Raw genomic sequence first — 18807 nt, 5'->3', positions numbered from 1 at the left:
GATTCCTACAAATGACTGTCGCAACCTTGCCCCGAGGGCCAATTCTCGGGGTGCCCACGAAAAATGGAGGATTTCGTGTCCGAGCAGACCACTGAAAAAATCACGAAGGTTCTCGTCGCCAACCGTGGCGAGATTGCCGTTCGCGTTATTCGCGCTGCGAAGGACGCAGGCATTCCTTCCGTCGCCGTTTACGCTGAGCCGGATGCGGACGCTCCATTCGTAACTATGGCGGATGAGGCTTTTGCTCTCGGTGGCACCACTTCCGCTGAGTCTTACCTAGTCTTCGATAAGATTCTGGATGCCGCAAAGAAGTCCGGCGCTAATGCCATCCACCCGGGCTACGGCTTCCTGTCGGAGAACGGCGACTTTGCTGAGGCTGTTGAGAACGCTGGCCTGATCTGGATCGGCCCGTCGCCAGAGTCCATCCGCGCCCTGGGCGACAAGGTCACCGCTCGCCACATTGCGCTGAAGGCTGACGCTCCGATGGCTCCAGGCACCAAGGAACCGGTTAAGGATGCAGACGAGGTCGTCGCGTTCGCTAAGGAGCACGGTCTGCCAATCGCCATTAAGGCTGCTTTCGGTGGCGGTGGCCGCGGCATGAAGGTCGCACACGAGATGGAAGAGGTCGCTGACCTCTACGAGTCCGCTACTCGCGAGGCCGTTGCCGCCTTCGGTCGCGGTGAGTGCTTCGTAGAGCGCTACCTGGACAAGGCACGCCACGTCGAGTGCCAGGTTCTCGCTGATAAGCACGGCAACGTCGTTGTCGCCTCCACCCGTGACTGCTCTCTACAGCGTCGTTTCCAGAAGCTCGTCGAGGAAGCACCTGCTCCGTTCCTGACCCCGGAGCAGGATGAGCGCCTGCGCCAGTCCGCTAAGGACATCTGCCGCGAGGCTGGCTACTACGGTGCTGGCACCGTTGAGTACCTGGTCGGCGCTGATGGCCTGATCAACTTCCTCGAGGTCAACACCCGCCTGCAGGTGGAGCACCCGGTCACCGAGGAAATTACCGGCCTCGATCTGGTCCGTGAGCAGTTCCGCATTGCCGAAGGCAAGGAACTGTCCATCAAGGAAGACCCGGAGATGCACGGTCACGCTTTCGAGTTCCGCATCAATGGCGAGGACGCCGGCAGCAACTTCATGCCGGCTCCGGGCACCATCACCAAGTACATCGAACCGTCCGGCCCGGGTGTCCGCATGGACACCGGCATCAAGGAGGGCGATGTCATCGGCGGCCAGTTCGACTCCATGCTGGCCAAGCTGATCGTCTGGGGCGAGAACCGTGAAGAGGCTCTGCGCCGCTCCGCTCGCGCCCTGTCCGAGTACCAGGTTGAGGGTCTGGCAACGGTAATTCCATTCCACCGCCACATTGTTGAAAACCCGGCGTTTGTCGGCGATGGCGAGAAGTTTGACGTCTACACCAAGTGGATTGAAGAGGAATGGGACAACCCAATCGCTCCGTACGACGGTGACTCTGACGCTGACACCGACACCGTCCCGGCTCAGAAGGTCGTCGTCGAGATTGACGGTCGCCGCGTCGAGGTAGCCCTGCCGGGCGACCTGGCCCTGGGTGGCGGCAACGCTGGTGCCAAGAAGAAGAGCAAGAAGAAGCGCGCTGGCGGTTCCAAGAAGGCTGCTTCCGGTGACGCTGTGGTTGCTCCGATGCAGGGCACCGTCATTAAGGTCAACGTCGAAGAGGGCCAGGAAGTCTCCGAGGGTGATACCGTCGTTGTCCTTGAGGCCATGAAGATGGAAAACCCAGTCAAGGCTCACAAGGACGGCGTTGTCACTGGTCTGGCTACCGAGGCTGGCTCGGGTGTCGGCAAGGGCGATGTCCTGATGGAACTGAAGTAATTCTAAAGCTCTAAGCGGGGCTGGTTGCGATGGGGTTCGCAGCCAGCCCCGCTTGATTCTTTTCAGCCCCTCCCCCGGCGCCCTTAAACACTGTTCAGGACGTCTAGAGTGGACGGTATGGAACCCATGGAAGTAAATGCCGGCCGCTTCTACTGCCGTCCGCTGCGCCACGATTCCCGCGTCGATGACGCCCCGGTCGCAACCCAATTACTCACAGAATTGGCCCCTGACTCCGTCGCCGAGTTCCTTCGGAACTCCACCACCGAGTGGGAAAACGACACCGCCTACCGCTTTGCGGTTGCTGAGCAGACGAACGTCGAGATGCTCGCACTAGCAACCGTCGAGGTCATCAATGCCGACCACGTCAGCATCACCGTCCGTCCCGCAGGCGATCCCGCACGCGTGTTGCCTAACGACGATCAGGTCCTCACCAAGGTAACCGTCGCCGACGGCGTCGAAGCCGCCGAAAAAGCCCTCCATCGATGGGCAGAGGGCTTCTTGGGTAAGAAAGTCAGCTAGCCGAACTAACACGGCTGCGACTGCTCAGTCCTAGGCGCCGGAGCGCAGCAGGTAGATATCCATAATCCAACCGTGCTCCGCACGTAGCTCCTTTTTCAGCTCCGCAATCTCTTCGCCGACATCGCCAACACGACCACGGCGGAGCGTCTCCAGCTCCGTTCCCAGGAATGCACCCCAGAGAATCTCTTCCTCCGGGTCCGCGTGCTCGAGCCAGGCTGCCCCACCATCGAGCATTACCACCGCATCCGTACCAGGCGCGCGCTCCCCCAGGCGCCGACCAGTGGTAATCAACACCGGCTTACCAATCTGGTTCAGGCACTCTCCATGCGCTGCGGTCAGCGCGGAAATCGCTGTCACACTGGGGATAACTCGCGAGCGCACGTCCACCCCAAGGTCGCGGACGCGCTGCAAAATCCGCAATGTTGAGTCATACAAGGAGGGGTCACCCCAGACCAAGAACGCACCGCGGCGCTTGCCCTCTCGTCCGAGGTGAGCGACGAAGGCGTCGGCAAGCAGCTCTGCACGGCGCTGATGCCAGTCACGGACGACTGCGCCGTAGTTATCGGGCGTGCGGTCACGTGGCGGGTCGGGAACGGTAACGAGTTCGACATGCGGCGCATGCTTATCGACGATCGCCTGTCGCGCAGCCAACAAGTCCGCTTTGGCATCACCCTTGTCGAGAGCAAAAACTACGTCGACATCAGCAAGAGCGCCGATAGCCTCGAGCGTAATGTGGCTCGGACTACCGGCGCCGATTCCGATGACGTCTACATCGACATATCCGCTGTATACAGGGCTCTCGGCCTGAGTGCGGGCGGCGTCGTTTCGACTAGTGATTGGTCGGATCTCCCTCGTAACCGAACTGTTCAGCCATCTCATCTGGAGACAGGCCAGCCATCGAACCCTGGAGGTTAGCCGAAGCGGCCTGCTTCAAGTAAATCTCGCAAGCGTTGGCCATGTACTTGGAGTCGTACACGTTCATCTCCAGAATCGGAGTCAAAGAGCCATCATCTTCCATGCGCGAAACCAAAAGGTGCGGCTTGTCCGAGTCCGTGGTCATGGAGCACTTAATCTTGACACCGTTGACATCCGTGAAAGTTGGCTTAATCATATTGTCATCCTCCTCCAAAACAGCGACCGGAAAATAAGTAGCGCTGTTGCGACCGCAAGCGCAAGAAAGTCGCTCGTTATAAACCATGTTAGCCAGATTCCGGGCGGCACCGCCGAGCACAAAAGCACATGGGGGTAATAGCGAGCTTCCTGCATGTTTGCGTGTCAGGTCGAGGACCCAATTGCCACTAGAGCTCGCAGATGCGTTAAAGTGATGAAGTAATTTTCCGGCCGCCGAGAATGTGTTTTCACGGCTGTTTTACCCGGAAGATGATTGCCCTAGTAGCTCAGTGGATAGAGCACGGCTCTCCTAAAGCCGGTGTCGGAGGTTCGATTCCTCTCTGGGGCACAAATACCCTCGTGACCTTTTACATATAGGGCGCGAGGGTTCTTTGTTTTTCTCACGACCGGCCACTACGCCCCCTCCTGAGAACGCATCACCCAGCAATTTCCAGAAACACTTGTGTTAGGCTTACCTAATCACGTGGCGTGTAGACTTCCGCCAGTACAAAACAGCCCAAGACTTGTTGAAGGACAGTGACAACTATGGCTGGCCTAGCTAAAGCAGCAGCACCGAAGCGTAAGCCCCGTAAGGCACACGAGGCAACAGTTACTGGACGTCGCCAGATTTCCCCAGACCTTGTTCGTTTGAGCATGAACTCGCCTGCATTTGTGGGCAAGGAGCTGGAGTTTACCGACCATTACATCAAATTATTGTTTGTGCCAGAGGACGCTGATTACTCCTGGCCGTTCGATATTGCGAAAATTCGCGCCGAACAGCCGCGAGACAAACTGCCAATCACCCGCACATACACTCTGATTAATGTGGACTCCGAAACCGGCGACTTTGACGTCGACTTCGTCACCCACGGCGATTCCGGCCTGGCTGGACCGTGGGCACGCGTAGCCGAAATCGGAGACAAGCGTGGCTTCTTAGGGCCAGGAGGCGCATGGGGACCTGCAGCAGAATATGAACACTTTGTACTCGCCGGAGACGAGTCCGCAGCGCCAGCTATCAGCGCCGGACTGAAGCACCTCCCAGCAGGCACGACCGCAACCGCATACATCGAAATCGAGTCCGAAGATCGGAAGTTTGAGCTCCCAACCCGAGAGGGTGTGGAAGTCCATTGGGTCCTCCGCAACGGCGCAACCCACGGCACAGAGCTATCCCGCGCAGTGCGCGAGGCGGGCATTCCAGAAGGTAAGAAAACTAGCTGGTTCATCCACGGTGTCGCCGAGATGATCAAGGAATTGCGCCGCTTCCTCTTCGTCGAATCTGAGATCCCGAAGAAAGACGTTTCCATTTCTGGCTACTGGCGTATCGGTATGACCGAAGACCAGTGGCAGTCTTCTAAACGAGAATTCAACGCTGAGGTTGAGGCCGAGGAGGAAAGAGCCAGGGCCTGACGCTTGCTCGAACGTTAGCGCTCGCTACGCCTTTCAACAACGACGCGTTTTCCTGCCAACCAGTCGAATGGGTGCCAGCGGCAAACAGCAACCCAAATCATCAGGACACCAAAAAACAGTTCAACGTTTGGCTCAAAACCCGTAGGCAAGAAAATCAGCGACAATAGGTAACAATTACGTACCGCTGCCCGCCAACCTCTGTGCCAAGAATCGTCTCCTGATTCGAGCTCCGATGTTCCCTCTGGCTGAGCGACTTCGAACGGAGTTGCCCCAGAGTCTGCTTTCCGCGCTGGAACAACGTGTAGCAAAAATGCGCTTTTACCAAACGTCTGTTCACCGCGAGCCTCTGCAACCACGCGCACAAAGAAAAAGACAGCTGGGAATATGACACCATACAAAATCCTGAACTCTGGCGGACTCGGCAGCGCCCAGTTCGCCATGGCTGCTTCCCACGCAAGTTTGCCAAGTGCCATAATGATGGCAACAAAGATTCCTACAAGGAACGAATCCAGTATCCACGCGCCACTGCGCCGAGCGAACAAATCCGCATTACTCTTTACGGGGAATCGATTCGGGGTGCGCCGATACATGGGACACACGCTATCAAAACCACTTATGACTTCACAGACGAATTGCCTTTCCCTACCGCACCCGTTCTGCCACGATTAGAAGCATCCAGTATGCAAATCGAAAAGTTGACTGTATAGTTGCCGGTTGAATCAACCTATCTATTGGGTGTCAGCAACTACCTTGCCAATAACTTGGCAAGTTCCCCTATAGCTGGCACCCCCAGTGGTTTTTCAGGAGACGCCGCCCCAGAAAGCCGAGAATTAAACCACGCGACGCAGGCCCGAGAAGCCCAGAAAGTGAGATGGATGTGAATACGCGAACTCAGCTGTCAGCCGTACAGCACCCTAAACTCACTGCCGTCCGGCGCAAGAACCGCCGGCAGCTGGCGCTGGCCTGCTGCTTCCTCACCTTCGCAGCCACGGCCACCAGCTGCGCCAACAGCGAAAGCGAGGAGGTTGCCGCGACGCAAACCTCGTCGTCAAGCCAACTTACTACGGTGTCGACGACGAGTTCGCCGACGACGACCGGACCAAAGGTTCGAGAAGGCGGTACGCCGCGCATCGGGCAGCTGTGCCCGAACCAGACCGGGGAAATACGAATGAGCGCCAACGGCCAGAATCTTGAATGCGCACAAGTCGGCGAGCAGGAAGTATGGACGGTGCTGCAGCAAACCCCCGCGAACCCGACATCGCAGCAAATGTGGATTTCCACTACTCCGACGACCACTGAGCCACTGCCTCAGGAACCTGAGCCGACGACTCCGAGCGAGAGCACAACGGAGACAAGTGAGACGGAGAGCTCGACGACCTCTGATACTTCCACGCCGCCCGATACTTCAACGACTCCGACAACCTCCGGCGAGCCGACAGAATCGGAATCGGAGCAGGAAGAGCAGCCAAGCGAAGATAATCATGGGCTCACCGGCCTGTTCCGCTAGGTTCGTCTCTGGCTGCGAGGTTCGTCGGCTCGGGACTTAGTTAGGTGAGGTGCGCTAGCTCGCCCTAAAACACCAAAATCCGCTGCAAAAATTCTGCAGCGGATTTTTTTATTTACCCAACAGATACGAAGAGACGAGCCTGAACAGATCTGAGCCCGCCACAATGCGGCGGAGCACCCGGGCTCCCCTACTTGCGGTGACGGCGATTGTAGAACGGCGTCGGAACGACGGTGGCGGTAATGTCGGCGCCTTCAACGGTCAGCTCCGTGCCAGTGGAGGACTGCCAACGCTGAACGTATGCAAAACCGATGGGGTGACCCAAAGTCGGCGACACCTTGGCGGAAGTCAGCACGCCAACCTCGTTACCTTCCGCATCAATGAGCTTGGTGCCACGCTTGGGAGCTTCATCACCGGAGAAACGCAGACCAACCAGTAGCTCCTTCGACTGCGGACGATTAATCAGTGCGTTGCGACCAATAAACTGCCCCTTGGTCGGCCCCATGATGGACTTCAGGCCGGCCTCCAGCGGAGTGCGGTCTCGAGTCAGCTCGTATCCATAGAGCGGCATACCGGCCTCAAGACGCAGGGTGTCGCGGCAGGCCAGACCACACGGCAGCAGGCCGAGGTCAGCGCCGTTGTCAGCCGGATCCTCCGGGTTTTCCACCTTGCCACCTGCTGCAATGATTGCACGCCAGACCTCGACGGCGCGGTCAGCCGGCGGGAAGATCTCGAAGCCGTCCTCACCGGTGTAGCCGGTTCGGGCGACAATCATTTCCACACCTGCGACCTCGAGCAGAGTGCAAGAGTAGTAGTTCATGCCATCGAGAGTCGCGTGCAGATCCTGTGGCAACAGACGGCGCAGAAGCTTCGCAGCCTTCGGCCCTTGAATGGCCAGGAGCACATTCTTGTCATTCATGCGCTCAACCTCGACGTTGTAGCCACCAACGCGCTCGCGCAGCGTCGAGTACACATCTTCAGCGGCTGCGGCATTCTGCACCAGCATGAATTCGTGACTACCGAGGCGGTAAATGATGAGGTCATCAATAATGCCGCCGTCTTCCTGCACAATCATGGTGTACTTGGCACGACCCAACGCCAGCGGCTTGATTGCCGAAATCAGGGAGTGTGCAAGGAACGCCGCCGCATCCTCACCAGTGACGCGGATGATACCCATCAGCGACAGGTCGAAAACACCAACGGCCTCACGCACTGCGTTGTGCTCTGCAATTTCCGAAGAGTAGCGGAACGGCACTTCGTAGCCACCAACATTGCGCATTTCTGCGCCAAGGCTTACGTGCTCATCATGCAGGGCGCTACGGAAAGAATTGTTGTTCTCAGAAGCGCCAGAATTGTCAGTCATACACACTCCAATTATTGCGGTGGGGCAAACCAGATTGTTACCTTCCCACCTTATATCTAAGACTCCGTGCTCGCTTCCGCGAGCCCCTGCGGAGCCAGGGCAACAGGCCCGTCCATTAACTATCATGCACTGATTCGCACACGCTTGACGACGACCCCGCGGCCACCACAAAGGCCCCGCTACCAGTGACGATAACGGGGCCCTTGCATTTGTCTATTCAGTTAATTGCGATTGGCTGAGCTGTTCGGGCAGCGTTGCCAGCCAAGGACGCAGTGGTTATTAGTGATCAACCGCAGCCTCGGTGCCAACACCGGTCAGGGAGCGAACTTCCATCTCAGCTGCCAGGTCATCGAAGTTATCCGGCTTGCCCATGTAGGTGGCGATGATGCCAGCCAGGAACGCCAGCGGGATTGCGAGCAGACCCGGCGAGGTCAGCGGGAACCAGGAGAAGTCAACCGACGGAATCATCGAGGACTCGCTGCCGGAAACTGCCGGGGAGAAGATAATCAGAACCAGCGAGGCGATGACACCGGTGTACATGGAGGCAACTGCGCCTGCGGTGTTGAAGCGCTTCCAGAACAGGGACATCAGGATGGTTGGTACGTTTGCGGATGCTGCCACTGCGAAGGCCAGCGACACCAAGAAGGCGACGTTCTGCCCCATGGCCAGGATGCCGAGGATAATGGCGACAACGCCCAGCACGATTACGGTAATGCGGGAGACACGAACCTGCTCGGCTTCCGTGGCCTGTCCCTTGCGGATCACGGCCTGGTAGAGGTCCTGGCCGACAGACGCGGAAGCGGTAATTGCCAGACCAGCGACCACGGCCAGCACGGTAGCGAACGCCACTGCGGAAATCACTGCCATGAAGATGGAGCCACCGATTTCGAAGGCCAGCAGCGGAGCTGCAGCGTTGGCTCCGCCCGGGGCGGCGTTGATTCGGTCCGGACCAACAAGTGCGGCGGCGCCGTAACCGAGTACCAGGGTCAACAGGTAGAAACCACCGATGAGGATGATTGCCCAGGTCACGGACTTACGAGCTTCCTTTGCAGTCGGCACCGTGTAGAAGCGCATGAGCACGTGCGGCAGACCAGCAACACCGAGGACCAGTGCCAGGCCCAGAGAGACGAAGTCCAGCTGCTGAACGAAGGAGCCGCCGTACTTCAGACCCGGCTCAAGAATGGCGGAGGCTTCGTAGCCCTTCTCGGCGATGTGATCCGAGCTCGCGTGCATGTCCACTGCGTCCTGCAGGAGCTGGGAGAAGTTACCCTTAACGCCAACCAGGATGATCAGGGTCATGATGATGACAGCACCGACCAGCAGGACGGCCTTAATCATCTGCACGTAAGTCGTGCCCTTCATACCACCGATGAGAACGTAAGCAACCATGATGATGCCGACGACCGCGACAACGATGGACTGCTGAGTGGAGTCGTGAATGTTGAGCAGCACGGCGACCAGGGAACCTGCACCGGCCATCTGCGCGATGAGGTAGAACAGGGTCACCGCGAGGGTCGAGATAGCAGCCGCAGTACGTACCGGGCGCTGCTTAAGACGGAAGGACAGCACGTCGGCCATGGTGAACTTACCGACGTTACGCAGCGGCTCTGCAACCAACAGCAGCGCGACCAGCCAGGCTACGAAGAAGCCGATGGAGTAAAGGAATCCATCGTAACCAGTCAGCGCGATGGCGCCGACGATACCGAGGAAGGAAGCCGCCGAGAGGTAGTCACCTGCAATGGCAAGACCGTTTTGGGTACCGGAGAACTGTGCACCACCGGTGTAGAAGTCCGATGCTCCCTTGTTTCCGCCCTTGCCCACTCGAGTAACGATGAACATGGTCGCAACAATGAAGGCGACGAAGACCGCGATGTTGAGAATCGGGTTACCTGCTGCTGCAGTGTCATCTGCAGCAAAGAAACTGGTCAGCATGTCTATGCCTCCTTCTTTGCGACGATTTCAGCGATTTCTCCGCTTTCCAGTGCCTCGCGCAGCTCTGCCTGCATCGGCTCAAGCTTCTTGTTGGCGAAGTTGATGTACACCCAGGTGATGGCGAAGGTGGTCACGAACTGGAGCAGACCAAGGACGATGCCCAGGTTGATATTGCCCAGTACGGGAGTCGCCATGAGGTCTGGCGCGAACGTCGCAAACAGAACGAATGCGATGTACCACACCAGACCTGCGACGGTCATCGGGATGGCGAAAGAACGGAATGTAGAGCGGAGCTCTTGGAACTGCGCTGAGTTTTGCACGTAGCGGTACTCGGCCGCCTGTGGCTTATGCCGGTCTGCCGGCAAGGGAGTTGCGGACACGGGCTAATCCTTTCCAGGAAGTTATGCAGGTGTTCGTAATGAGGTCCAGCACAGCCACCCCGAGGGTGTGCCATGCACCACATTTTTCATTATGTGTGGAAACAAAGTTACCTGGAACACAGTTAGCAAAGAAGTTAAATGCGGCTAACTACTTCTCAGCGAGCCTTAAGGCACCCCCAAAAACGCCATTACCTGCATACTTAGGCGCCGTTTTTACTACCCCCATTTACGCCGTTGTACTCGTGTTCTCCGCTTCTTCCGGCAATGGCTTACTCTGACGCCACCACCACAGCGCTTCGATAATGACCGCGCCGATGGCCCCCACGATCAGCGCGGGAATCAACAGCTCCCGCCCTACCCAGTACAGATTAAGCACTGTGGCCACTGAACGAACCGAGAAGATGAACAGGTAGGCTCCTGCCGATACCGCCAGCAACAGAACCTTCCACCAGGTGTATGGCCTAGCCACGACCACCAAAACCCAAAATGCCGAAACAATCAGCACAATGAGGGTCGCAGTAGACGCCTCCCCTCGTGCCTCATCGCTGGCGTCGACTCCCGGGTTTGCCCACAACCAAAACATGAAGGTCAACAACCCCACCGTGATGCCCGCCGGTATCGCTAAGCGCAACACGCGCCGCACGAAACCATCGCGCGCACGCTCCAAGTTAGGAGCCAACGACAGCACGAACGCCGGGATTCCAATTGTGAACCAACCCGTAATCGTCACGTGAATCGGCTCGAATGGATAATCCATCCCCCACAGCCCCACAGCCAGCGCCAGCACCACCGAGTAGATGGTCTTCGTCAAAAAGAGGTTGGCCACACGCTCGATATTGCCAATGACGCGACGCCCCTCCGCCACAATCATCGGCATCATGGCGAAGCGATTATCCAACAGCACCAACTGCGCAACCGAACGTGTCGCCGGCGCCCCATCCCCCATAGCCACGCCCAGGTTCGCCGCTTTCAGCGCCAGCACATCATTGACACCATCACCGGTCATCGCCACATGATGCCCCCGCGACTGCAGCGCATGAACCATATCGCGCTTATTCTCCGCCGTGACACGGCCGAAGATCTGCCGCGACTCCACAATGTCTGCGAACTCGTTGCGGATCTCGGTGGGCTTGGCTTCGCTATTCTCATCGCGGCTGACCGGAAGCTCAGACGCATCGACAGGATTGTTAGCCCCCTCCATTTCCAGCTCACGTGCAACAGCCCCCACGGAGCGGTCATTGTCACCAGAAATGACCTTGACCTCGATGCCTTCTTCATAGAAGTAGGCCACCGTGTCCGCCGCATCGGAACGCACCTTCTGCCCCAGCACGACAAGTGCGACTGGCTCCAACTCCACCTCGCCACTCTTCCGCAGCGCACCGCCGGGCAGGTCATCTGCCCCAACTGAGGTCCGCGCGAGCAGGAGCACACGAAGTCCTTTCTCCATAAGCTCCCGAGCTTTCTGCATGCCGACCGCGGAGTCGTCGACAAGCACATCGGGCGCGCCGAAAACCCACGTCGCACCGCCGTGATACGTCAGCGCCGACCACTTATTCGCCGAGGTAAAGGGGCGGGTTTTGGTTTGTTCATGCTTTACGACGTCCCCTGCGTCCGCAAGTCCATCGAGCAGTGCACGAGCCGTTGCGTTGGGGCGATCGTCGAGCTTGCACAGATCGATGAGTGCGGAGTCGACCTCATCGCGGGAGGTACCGTCACCCGATACGATGTCGACTTCCACTAGCTGCATCGCATTTTCGGTGAGCGTGCCAGTTTTGTCGACACACACGGTGTCGACACGCGCGAGACCTTCGATGGCGGGCAACTCATTGACCAGCACGCGATGTCGCCCCAAGCGCACCACCCCAAGGGCAAATGCGATGGTGGTCATGAGGACAAGCCCCTCAGGGACCATGGGCACCAGCGTGGCGACCATCCCCAGCAGCGCATCGTTGAAATCATCGCCGGCGACAAAGAGCTGCGTATAGATTGCCAAGGCGCCGACGGGAATGAGAATCCAGGAAATGTAGGTCAGGATCTTGTTGATGCCGCGGAAGAGCTGGGAATCAGTCAGCGTGAATTTGTTGGCCTCAGCTGCGAGCTTGGCGGCGTAAGCCTCCTTGCCCACTTTGGTGGCCTGATATCGCGCCGACCCCACCACGACCGAGGAACCCGAGTAGACCATGTCCCCAACGCTCTTATCGACGGCATCGGATTCACCGGTGAGAGAGGACTCATCGACAGCCACGTCAGAGGCGTAGCGGAGAATACCGTCAACGACGATTTGGTCACCGGGACCAACCTCGATGAGATCGTCGAGGACGACGGACTCGCGGTCGATCTCGCGAGCAGGCTCCCCGTCGCGAATGACCATGGGTTTTGCACGGCCGACAATGGAAAGCTTGTCCAGTGTGCGCTTGGCACGCAGTTCTTGGATGATGCCGACGATAGAGTTGGCGATAATCAGCAGACCAAAGGCACCGTTGACGATTGAGCCGGTATAGAGCACGACTGCGAATAAAACAGCGAGAATACCGTTAATCCGGGTAAACACATTGGCACGGATAATGTCCCACACACTGCGCCCGGATGTTGGCGGCAGCTCGTTGACGTGCCCCAACTCGATGCGTTGCTGGACCTGCTGTTGAGTAAGACCACTGTCGGGAGTTTTCCACGAGCCCATGCCTGCCTACCCTATTCGCCTAATTGCTGAACCTATTCGACCTATTTGCCAATGAAATTTGGTTCGCGCTTTTCGGCTCGCGCCTTCGATGCCTCCGCAGCATCCTCGGAAGCCCACACCGTGTTGTAGAGCTCCTGCTGGTAGTCCTTCAACGGGCTATGCGTCTCATCGTCGTTGAGCACTGCCTTGTGGTAGGCCAGCGACAGGGGCGCGTAGGTGGCGATACGAAGCGCTACCTCCTCCGCCTTGTCCGGACCACCGAGGTAGGAAGCCAGACCGCAACCGCGGGCGGCTTCCTGATCCATGCGCTCGGCCGCCAACAGAATAGTGCGGGCACGGGCACCGCCGACGAGGACGCGCACGCGGCGAATTGTCCAGGCATCGACAGCGATACCGAGCTTGACCGGCGGAATCATAAACCAGCCGCGCTCACCCACGACGCGCAAATCGGCCGCCATCGCCAGCTGCATCCCAGCGCCGACAGCCGGCCCCTGCACATCCGCTATAACCACCAGACGGCTGGCCTCGATTGTGCGCAGCATTCGACGGAGCTGTTCGTGGAAGGAATCTTCATGGTGCTGGCCACTCAGGTCGGCGCCCGCACAGAAAGCGCGGCCTTCGCCGCGCAGCAGGATAACGCGCTGCTCTGGAACCTCAGCGGCAGCTTCCACCGCATCGGCGATGTCACGACACACGTCGGCAGTCAGGGAGTTGCGCTTATGATCTCGGTCGATGGTGATAGTGACAATTGCGCCGTCGGCTTCGACGCGGATTTCAGATGCTGGGTTCGTCATAGCATTTAGGCTACCCGCGAAACACCAATAGTGATGGGGCTATAAGCAAATCTAAATTCGCTTATTCGTTGCCGAATACCCGCGGGTCGCCGCTCAGGCGCCCGTCGGCACGCGCCATCGACGCAATCGTTTCCATGTCCTCGTCGGTGAGTTCAAAGTCGGTGACCTGAAAGTTCTCCTTGATGCGCGACGGCGTGCCCGACTTCGGGATGGCCACGATGCCACGCTGAAGGTGCCAGCGGATAGCAACTTGGGCGGGAGTTTTACCCAGGCGATCTGCGATTTCAGCAATCGGCGAGCCCTCAAAGTACTTCGCGCGCCCCAACGGCGACCAAGCCTGCGTGACAATACCGCGACGACGATCGTCTTCAACCTGCTCATTCTGCGGGAACTGCGGATGCAGCTCAATCTGGTTGACCACCGGAGTCTCCGAGAGCTGGTCGAGCACCTCTGGGTAAAAGTTCGCCACACCAACCGAGTGAATCAGCCCCTCACGCTTGAGCTCCAGCAGCGTATCGAAACACTGCCCAAACGTCCCCTGCTTCTCCACCGGCCAGTGCACAAGCACCAGGTCAACGTAGTCAAGGCTGAGCCGTTCTAAAGATGCCCGCACGGACTCGCGCGTCGCCGCCGACCCCTGCGCATCGTTCCAGACCTTCGTGGTCACGAAGATATCTTCACGCTTTACGACGTTCGCAGCGACCGCATCAGCAATACCCTGCCCAACCCCTCGCTCATTGCGATAGAGCGATGCGGTGTCGATGTGGCGGTAGCCGATTTCCAGGGCGTAGCGCACGGATTCGCGCGCCTGCTCATCGTCAAGCTTGTAGGTACCGAACCCCAGAATCGGGATGGCGTTGCCATCGACCATTTCCACGTTGGCAATTCCGGTTGTCGCTGCATCGTACTTCAGATTGAGTGTGGTCATGCCAACCGAGTGTACGGACTGAAAATTTTTTAGATTTTTTCTACCCCGCTGACCTGCGGTTTAGAAAGGTGAGTGCGCTTCATTTTGTTGCGAACAGTTGACGTAGCGTTGTGTTTATATAACACTTTGGAGTGTGTCCCCAAAGATTAAACCCAAAGAACCGATATTCAACAGAATTTCAGTGCTGCGGGCAGAACACGGACTCAGCCGAGCCGAACTAGCCAAACAAGTAGAGGTCAATCCTCAAACGATTGGCGCGTTGGAGCGAGGTGACCACTACCCCAGCTTGGATCTGGCATTTCGCATCTGCGCGGTGTTCGATCTCCCCGTTGAGGCGGTGTTTTCTCGCGAGGAATTCAAGCCCATGTCCTCTGCCCTATACCGAAAGGAAAGCTAACGATGCCAGCTATTCGGACTGAAGACGCAACACCGAACTTTTTCGAAAAGCTAGAAGCCCGGCGCGAAGCGAAGTACACAAAGCGTGTCGAGCAGATGTCGAGCTGGTTGCCCAAGTGGCGCAACCAGGCGGCGCGGCGGAAGCTGGTCATCGCATTCGAGGTGTGCCTTGTGCTGATGCTGCTGAGCGGCATCGCGCTTCTCGGTAGCCTGACCGATATTTTCCCGGGATGGCTTTCTCTGCTCTGGCCAGTGATTTCCCTCATTATGGTCGTCGTCTGGACCAGCCTCAACATCACAGTCGACATGGTTGACAGCGCACCGACCTCGCTACTGGACGAATACCAGCAGGAACAGATTCTGAACCTGCGGGGGCTGACATATCGCTGCTTCACCTACTTCGGCTTGGTGACCTTCCTCGCTCTCGTTCTGGTGGGCACCTATGTCCTGAACGCGCAACCTGACTGGGGACACTACATTCCGTACAGCTTCGGAATCTTCGGAATTATCGCTTTCCTCTACATTTCCACGCTGCCCACCGTCGTCTACGCCTGGAATCTGCGCGACGACTAGTACGGGCTCAAAAACTCATATCCCTCCTCTGCCCTTCACTCCTCAATCTAAGGATCACCATGAACAGCCTCATTATTGACGGGCTTGAGAAGTCCTACGGAGACCTGCAGGTTCTCCGTGGCATGAGCTTCCAAGTTCACCCTGGAGAAATCTACGGCTTCGTCGGCTCTAACGGTGCCGGCAAGACCACCACTATGCGCATTGCCCTGGGCGTGCTGGCCACCGATAAAGGCGAGGTACGCATCGGCGATACCCCGATGAATGACTCGCTGCGCCGCACGATTGGCTACATGCCAGAAGAACGCGGCCTCTACCCAAAGGATGAGGTCCGCAAGCAGCTGATTTACTTTGCTCGCCTACACGGTGTGCCCACCAAGCGCGCGGAATCCAACGCCGACAACTTGTTGGAGCGCCTCGGTCTCACCGAGCGCGCCAACGACAAGGTCGACACGCTCTCGCTCGGCAATCAGCAGCGCGTGCAGCTGGCAGCCTCCCTCGTCCACGACCCAGAAATACTCGTCCTCGACGAGCCCTTCTCTGGTCTCGACCCAGTTGCGGTCAAGGTGATGAGCTCCGTACTCAAGGAGTACGCCGACCGCAGCACCCCGATTGTGTTCTCTTCCCACCAGCTCGACCTTGTCGAGCGCATGTGTGACCGCGTCGGCATCATCCGCGACGGCCGCATGCTCGTGGAAGGCACTGTTGATGAGCTGCGAGCACGGGGCCCACGGGCTTTCGTCGTCAAGCTCGATGGTGCGCCCCAGGATTGGGCGACCTCCGTCGAGGGCGTGACAAGCGTGGAGCGTGATACCCATGGTGCCACCGTCGTTCACCTCGATTCCAACGCCCCCGCCGACACCGACCAGAAGCTGCTACACAGCGCGATGGCAGCGGGAACGGTCCGTTCGTTTGGACCTCTGCAAATTCCACTTACCGAGCTCTACCAGGAGGCCGTACAGCAATGAGCACCAACACTTACAACGCCTCAACGGCCGTCAAGACTGTTTTCGTCCGCGAACTCCGCGAGCATCTGCTGAAGAAAAGCTCGCTAATCACGCTCATCATCATGGCAGTGGCGGCCGTCGGCGGTATCTTCGTTGCCGACTACATGACCTCCAAGTCCGATAATGACACCGTAAAAATCGCGGTCGTCGGAGAAGCGCCGTTCGCGGACTCTCTCGCCGACGCTACCGCCGAAATAAAGGATGCTGAAGGCGCGGATGCCGCAGCCGGCGCATTTGCCACAGCATCGCTCTCACCGTTGGAGATTACGTCCGCGGCAGACGACAAGGCCGCTCGCGCTGCCGTCACCGACGGCGACGCCGACGCCGCTCTCGTCCCCGACACCGCAGAAGGCAAGGAGGGCTCGTGGAAGCTGCTTGCCGACGACGCCCCATCCTGGCTGGCCCCAATGCTGCAGGAATCGCTGCAGAAACAAAATGAAGCCATGCTGCTCAGCGAAAACGGAATCAACCCCAGCGAGTTTTTCTCCAAGACTCAAAGCGCAGCCGTGTCGGTGGAGTCGCTGGATGAAGCCAAAGACGAGAAGATGCCCGCAGTGGTCATCACACTGATTGGTGTGATGGTCATGATGACCGCCATCCTCGTCTTCGGCGGCGCGGTGGCCACCAGCGTCATCGAGGAGAAGTCCTCCCGCGTCATCGAGATCATTCTCTCGACCGTTCGCCCGGCGCACCTGCTGGCTGGCAAGATCCTCGGCGCCGGTCTGGCTGGCATCATCATGATGAGCGTGCTGACCGCCAGCGCCGCAGTTGCCCTCATGATTACCGGATTGGCGGAGAGCTTCGATGTGCCGTGGTCCGCAGTCTGGCTGCTGGTCCCGTGCTTCATCCTCGGTTACTTCTTCTTCGCCGCGCTGTATGCAGCCTCCGCATCCTTGGTCAGCCGTATGGAAGATTTCCAGGGCGCACAGATGCCGGTACTGGTGTTCTCGCTGATCACGATGTATGTTCCGCTGTTTGGCTGGAGCAAGCTGGACTCTACCGTCATGCAGATTGCAGCGTGGATTCCACCGGTTTCCATCACCACTGCCCCGATGCAGTACGCCGTTGGCAACTTCTCCGCACTCCAGTTGGCGGCTTCGCTGCTAATCATGGTTGTGGGAGTAGCCGCAGTCATCGCACTCGCCGCCTGGATCTACCCGCGCAATGTCCTGCGCACCGGTGCCGCGGTCAGCTGGAAGAAGGCTCTGACAGCCAAGAGCTAGCCCCAGCCCTGCCCAAAAGAGCGTGACTCCTTCGGCCACGGTCACCTAAAACCGAATAATCGTCAATCGCGTAGTTTGCTCAGCGCACCTTATAGGCCTTTGCGCAGCGCACCTTATAGACCATGGTCCGCCGCAAACTGCGCGATTTTTCCTGTCTCGCCATAGGAGGTCTGCGCCCCCACGCCTGTCGCCGCATGAGCCGAGACCACCGCCGCAAGACGAGCTGCCGTCACCACATCATCGCCCGCGGCCAACGCGGTGAGGACCGTACCCATGTACGCATCACCGCAGCCCGTGGTGTCCACGACCTCGATGGGCAGCGCTGGAATGCGAGTGACTGCCACCTCGCTTTCCGACGTCCTCAAGACCGCAGACCCCTCCCCGCCAAGTGTGACAATGGCCGTGGAAATCCCGTGTTCGTCGGCAAGCGCGCGCCCAACCGCATCCCACTGACCGTGCTCGCAACCGGCGACCGCGCGCTCGGAGCCGATGATGGCTGCGAGTTCGTGCTCGTTGACAATGAGGACATCGACCAGCGCGAGCAGATCCTCACTGACCGCCCGAATCGGCGACAGGTTGAACACCACCGGCACACCCGCATCGTGGGCAATCTGTGCGGCGGCCAGGACAGCCTCATCACAAATCTCCAGACACAGACCGAGGCACCCAGCCCGCTGAATCTTGTCCGCATGACTGCGCACCATCTCAGCATCGACTTCACCATTGGCGCCAGCGGAGATGACAATGAAATTCTCCGCCGCATCATCAACGACAATCATGGCTGTACCAGTGGCAGAGTCGACGGTCTCAACTGCAGAGATGTCCACGTGAGCGTCGGTAAGCGCGTCGCGCAGCAACTGCGCATTGGGATCCGAACCGACCGCGCCGACCAGTTCCACGGCCGCGCCCAGTCTTCCAGCCGTCGCCGCCTGATTCGCCGACTTACCGCCCGGCAGAATGCGCAGAGGACTGCCCTCGATAGTCTCGCCACCATGCGGCAGGCGCTTCACGGTGACAGTCAGGTCTGCGTTGATGGAACCGACGACACATACGTTTGGCCTCTGTTCAGCCAGCTCGGTGAGGCGCTCAGTAATCGGCATTGGTTCGACTCCTCGGTAGTGCGGACACGTTTTTTCCGACAAT

18 protein-coding genes and 1 tRNA gene are annotated in these 18807 nt (G+C 58.6%); 9 read left to right on the top strand and 10 right to left on the bottom strand.

All coding sequences use genetic code 11. The annotated features are described in order from the left end of the window. Positions 1-63: 63 nt before the first annotated feature. Together HMPREF2849_RS03035 and HMPREF2849_RS03030 are read left to right on the top strand one after the other, a co-directional pair. Positions 64-1851 (top strand): acetyl/propionyl/methylcrotonyl-CoA carboxylase subunit alpha, encoded by a 1788-nt coding sequence (locus HMPREF2849_RS03035; protein ID WP_049171331.1) that lies wholly within the window; start codon positions 64-66, stop codon positions 1849-1851. Positions 1852-1968: 117 nt separating this feature from the next. Further along, complete coding sequence (locus HMPREF2849_RS03030) at positions 1969-2370, top strand: hypothetical protein (RefSeq protein WP_042388876.1); 402 nt, start codon at positions 1969-1971, stop codon at positions 2368-2370. 30 nt (positions 2371-2400) lie between these two features. On the opposite strand, the gene cobF is transcribed toward HMPREF2849_RS03030, so the two are convergent. Beyond that, positions 2401-3249: a precorrin-6A synthase (deacetylating) gene (cobF, locus tag HMPREF2849_RS03025; protein ID WP_070565958.1), complete on the bottom strand. Its 849-nt coding sequence runs from the start codon at positions 3247-3249 to the stop codon at positions 2401-2403. After that, positions 3200-3481 carry a cg0963 family protein gene (locus HMPREF2849_RS03020; RefSeq protein WP_016423292.1) on the bottom strand — a complete coding sequence of 94 codons (282 nt, stop codon included), beginning with the start codon at positions 3479-3481 and terminating at the stop codon, positions 3200-3202. Before HMPREF2849_RS03020 ends, cobF begins: the two co-directional genes overlap by 50 nt. 275 nt (positions 3482-3756) lie before the next feature. Here HMPREF2849_RS03020 and HMPREF2849_RS03015 point away from each other — a divergent pair. Further along, positions 3757-3829: transfer RNA gene (locus HMPREF2849_RS03015), tRNA-Arg, on the top strand. A 197-nt stretch (positions 3830-4026) separates the two neighbouring features. After that, a complete protein-coding gene (locus tag HMPREF2849_RS03010; protein WP_016423293.1) occupies positions 4027-4887 on the top strand; it encodes a siderophore-interacting protein in 861 nt (286 codons plus the stop codon). 14 nt (positions 4888-4901) lie between these two features. Here the strand turns inward: HMPREF2849_RS03010 and HMPREF2849_RS03005 are convergent, their stop codons facing one another. Next, positions 4902-5477: an RDD family protein gene (locus HMPREF2849_RS03005; RefSeq protein ID WP_070545928.1), complete on the bottom strand. Its 576-nt coding sequence runs from the start codon at positions 5475-5477 to the stop codon at positions 4902-4904. Between the two features lie 281 nt (positions 5478-5758). On the opposite strand from HMPREF2849_RS03005, the gene HMPREF2849_RS03000 reads away from it, so the two are divergent. After that, on the top strand, positions 5759-6394 hold the full coding sequence (locus HMPREF2849_RS03000) for a hypothetical protein (protein WP_048733659.1): 636 nt from the start codon (positions 5759-5761) through the stop codon (positions 6392-6394). A gap of 187 nt (positions 6395-6581) precedes the next feature. On the opposite strand, the gene gcvT is transcribed toward HMPREF2849_RS03000, so the two are convergent. From gcvT to HMPREF2849_RS02970, 6 genes are all read right to left on the bottom strand, one after another. Further along, positions 6582-7754 (bottom strand): glycine cleavage system aminomethyltransferase GcvT, encoded by a 1173-nt coding sequence (gcvT, locus tag HMPREF2849_RS02995; RefSeq protein WP_016423296.1) that lies wholly within the window; start codon positions 7752-7754, stop codon positions 6582-6584. Positions 7755-8033: 279 nt separating this feature from the next. Next, positions 8034-9686, bottom strand: coding sequence for a solute symporter family protein (locus HMPREF2849_RS02990; RefSeq protein WP_016423297.1), 1653 nt, complete (start codon positions 9684-9686; stop codon positions 8034-8036). 2 nt (positions 9687-9688) lie between these two features. Continuing rightward, positions 9689-10066: a DUF485 domain-containing protein gene (locus HMPREF2849_RS02985; protein WP_016423298.1), complete on the bottom strand. Its 378-nt coding sequence runs from the start codon at positions 10064-10066 to the stop codon at positions 9689-9691. A 226-nt stretch (positions 10067-10292) separates the two neighbouring features. Continuing rightward, positions 10293-12746: an HAD-IC family P-type ATPase gene (locus HMPREF2849_RS02980; protein ID WP_016423299.1), complete on the bottom strand. Its 2454-nt coding sequence runs from the start codon at positions 12744-12746 to the stop codon at positions 10293-10295. Between the two features lie 41 nt (positions 12747-12787). Further along, positions 12788-13540, bottom strand: a complete 753-nt coding sequence (locus HMPREF2849_RS02975; RefSeq protein WP_016423300.1) for an enoyl-CoA hydratase — start codon at positions 13538-13540, stop codon at positions 12788-12790. Between the two features lie 61 nt (positions 13541-13601). After that, positions 13602-14468: an aldo/keto reductase gene (locus HMPREF2849_RS02970; RefSeq protein ID WP_016423301.1), complete on the bottom strand. Its 867-nt coding sequence runs from the start codon at positions 14466-14468 to the stop codon at positions 13602-13604. 133 nt (positions 14469-14601) lie between these two features. Here HMPREF2849_RS02970 and HMPREF2849_RS02965 point away from each other — a divergent pair, with 133 nt between their 5' ends. From HMPREF2849_RS02965 to HMPREF2849_RS02950, 4 genes are read left to right on the top strand one after another with little or no spacing between them, the layout of a single operon-like run. Beyond that, positions 14602-14865 carry a helix-turn-helix transcriptional regulator gene (locus HMPREF2849_RS02965; protein WP_042388879.1) on the top strand — a complete coding sequence of 88 codons (264 nt, stop codon included), beginning with the start codon at positions 14602-14604 and terminating at the stop codon, positions 14863-14865. Positions 14866-14867: 2 nt separating this feature from the next. Continuing rightward, positions 14868-15437: a hypothetical protein gene (locus HMPREF2849_RS02960; RefSeq protein ID WP_016423302.1), complete on the top strand. Its 570-nt coding sequence runs from the start codon at positions 14868-14870 to the stop codon at positions 15435-15437. Between the two features lie 59 nt (positions 15438-15496). Next, the gene (locus tag HMPREF2849_RS02955; protein WP_070862587.1) at positions 15497-16402 is read left to right on the top strand and encodes an ABC transporter ATP-binding protein; all 906 of its coding nucleotides are present in this window, start codon (positions 15497-15499) and stop codon (positions 16400-16402) included. Further along, on the top strand, positions 16399-17664 hold the full coding sequence (locus tag HMPREF2849_RS02950) for an ABC transporter permease (RefSeq protein WP_016423304.1): 1266 nt from the start codon (positions 16399-16401) through the stop codon (positions 17662-17664). Before HMPREF2849_RS02955 ends, HMPREF2849_RS02950 begins: the two co-directional genes overlap by 4 nt. Positions 17665-17777: 113 nt before the next feature. On the opposite strand, the gene HMPREF2849_RS02945 is transcribed toward HMPREF2849_RS02950, so the two are convergent. Then, complete coding sequence (locus tag HMPREF2849_RS02945) at positions 17778-18764, bottom strand: ribokinase (RefSeq protein WP_016423305.1); 987 nt, start codon at positions 18762-18764, stop codon at positions 17778-17780. Between the last annotated feature and the right edge of the window lie 43 nt (positions 18765-18807).

Source organism: Corynebacterium sp. HMSC073B01 (assembly GCF_001838255.1).
GTDB lineage: Bacteria > Actinomycetota > Actinomycetes > Mycobacteriales > Mycobacteriaceae > Corynebacterium > Corynebacterium jeikeium_D.
Note: the sequence above shows the minus strand (reverse complement) of the source record. Positions and strands in the feature narration are given on the sequence as shown.

Coding starts and splice junctions, on each gene's coding strand:
- HMPREF2849_RS03035 (WP_049171331.1), top strand. CDS start 64: ATGGAGGATTTCGTGTCCGAGCAGACCACTGAAAAAATCACGAAGGTT.
- HMPREF2849_RS03030 (WP_042388876.1), top strand. CDS start 1,969: ATGGAACCCATGGAAGTAAATGCCGGCCGCTTCTACTGCCGTCCGCTG.
- cobF (WP_070565958.1), bottom strand. CDS start 3,249: ATGAGATGGCTGAACAGTTCGGTTACGAGGGAGATCCGACCAATCACT.
- HMPREF2849_RS03020 (WP_016423292.1), bottom strand. CDS start 3,481: ATGATTAAGCCAACTTTCACGGATGTCAACGGTGTCAAGATTAAGTGC.
- HMPREF2849_RS03010 (WP_016423293.1), top strand. CDS start 4,027: ATGGCTGGCCTAGCTAAAGCAGCAGCACCGAAGCGTAAGCCCCGTAAG.
- HMPREF2849_RS03005 (WP_070545928.1), bottom strand. CDS start 5,477: ATGTATCGGCGCACCCCGAATCGATTCCCCGTAAAGAGTAATGCGGAT.
- HMPREF2849_RS03000 (WP_048733659.1), top strand. CDS start 5,759: ATGGATGTGAATACGCGAACTCAGCTGTCAGCCGTACAGCACCCTAAA.
- gcvT (WP_016423296.1), bottom strand. CDS start 7,754: ATGACTGACAATTCTGGCGCTTCTGAGAACAACAATTCTTTCCGTAGC.
- HMPREF2849_RS02990 (WP_016423297.1), bottom strand. CDS start 9,686: ATGCTGACCAGTTTCTTTGCTGCAGATGACACTGCAGCAGCAGGTAAC.
- HMPREF2849_RS02980 (WP_016423299.1), bottom strand. CDS start 12,746: ATGGGCTCGTGGAAAACTCCCGACAGTGGTCTTACTCAACAGCAGGTC.
- HMPREF2849_RS02975 (WP_016423300.1), bottom strand. CDS start 13,540: ATGACGAACCCAGCATCTGAAATCCGCGTCGAAGCCGACGGCGCAATT.
- HMPREF2849_RS02970 (WP_016423301.1), bottom strand. CDS start 14,468: ATGACCACACTCAATCTGAAGTACGATGCAGCGACAACCGGAATTGCC.
- HMPREF2849_RS02960 (WP_016423302.1), top strand. CDS start 14,868: ATGCCAGCTATTCGGACTGAAGACGCAACACCGAACTTTTTCGAAAAG.
- HMPREF2849_RS02955 (WP_070862587.1), top strand. CDS start 15,497: ATGAACAGCCTCATTATTGACGGGCTTGAGAAGTCCTACGGAGACCTG.
- HMPREF2849_RS02950 (WP_016423304.1), top strand. CDS start 16,399: ATGAGCACCAACACTTACAACGCCTCAACGGCCGTCAAGACTGTTTTC.
- HMPREF2849_RS02945 (WP_016423305.1), bottom strand. CDS start 18,764: ATGCCGATTACTGAGCGCCTCACCGAGCTGGCTGAACAGAGGCCAAAC.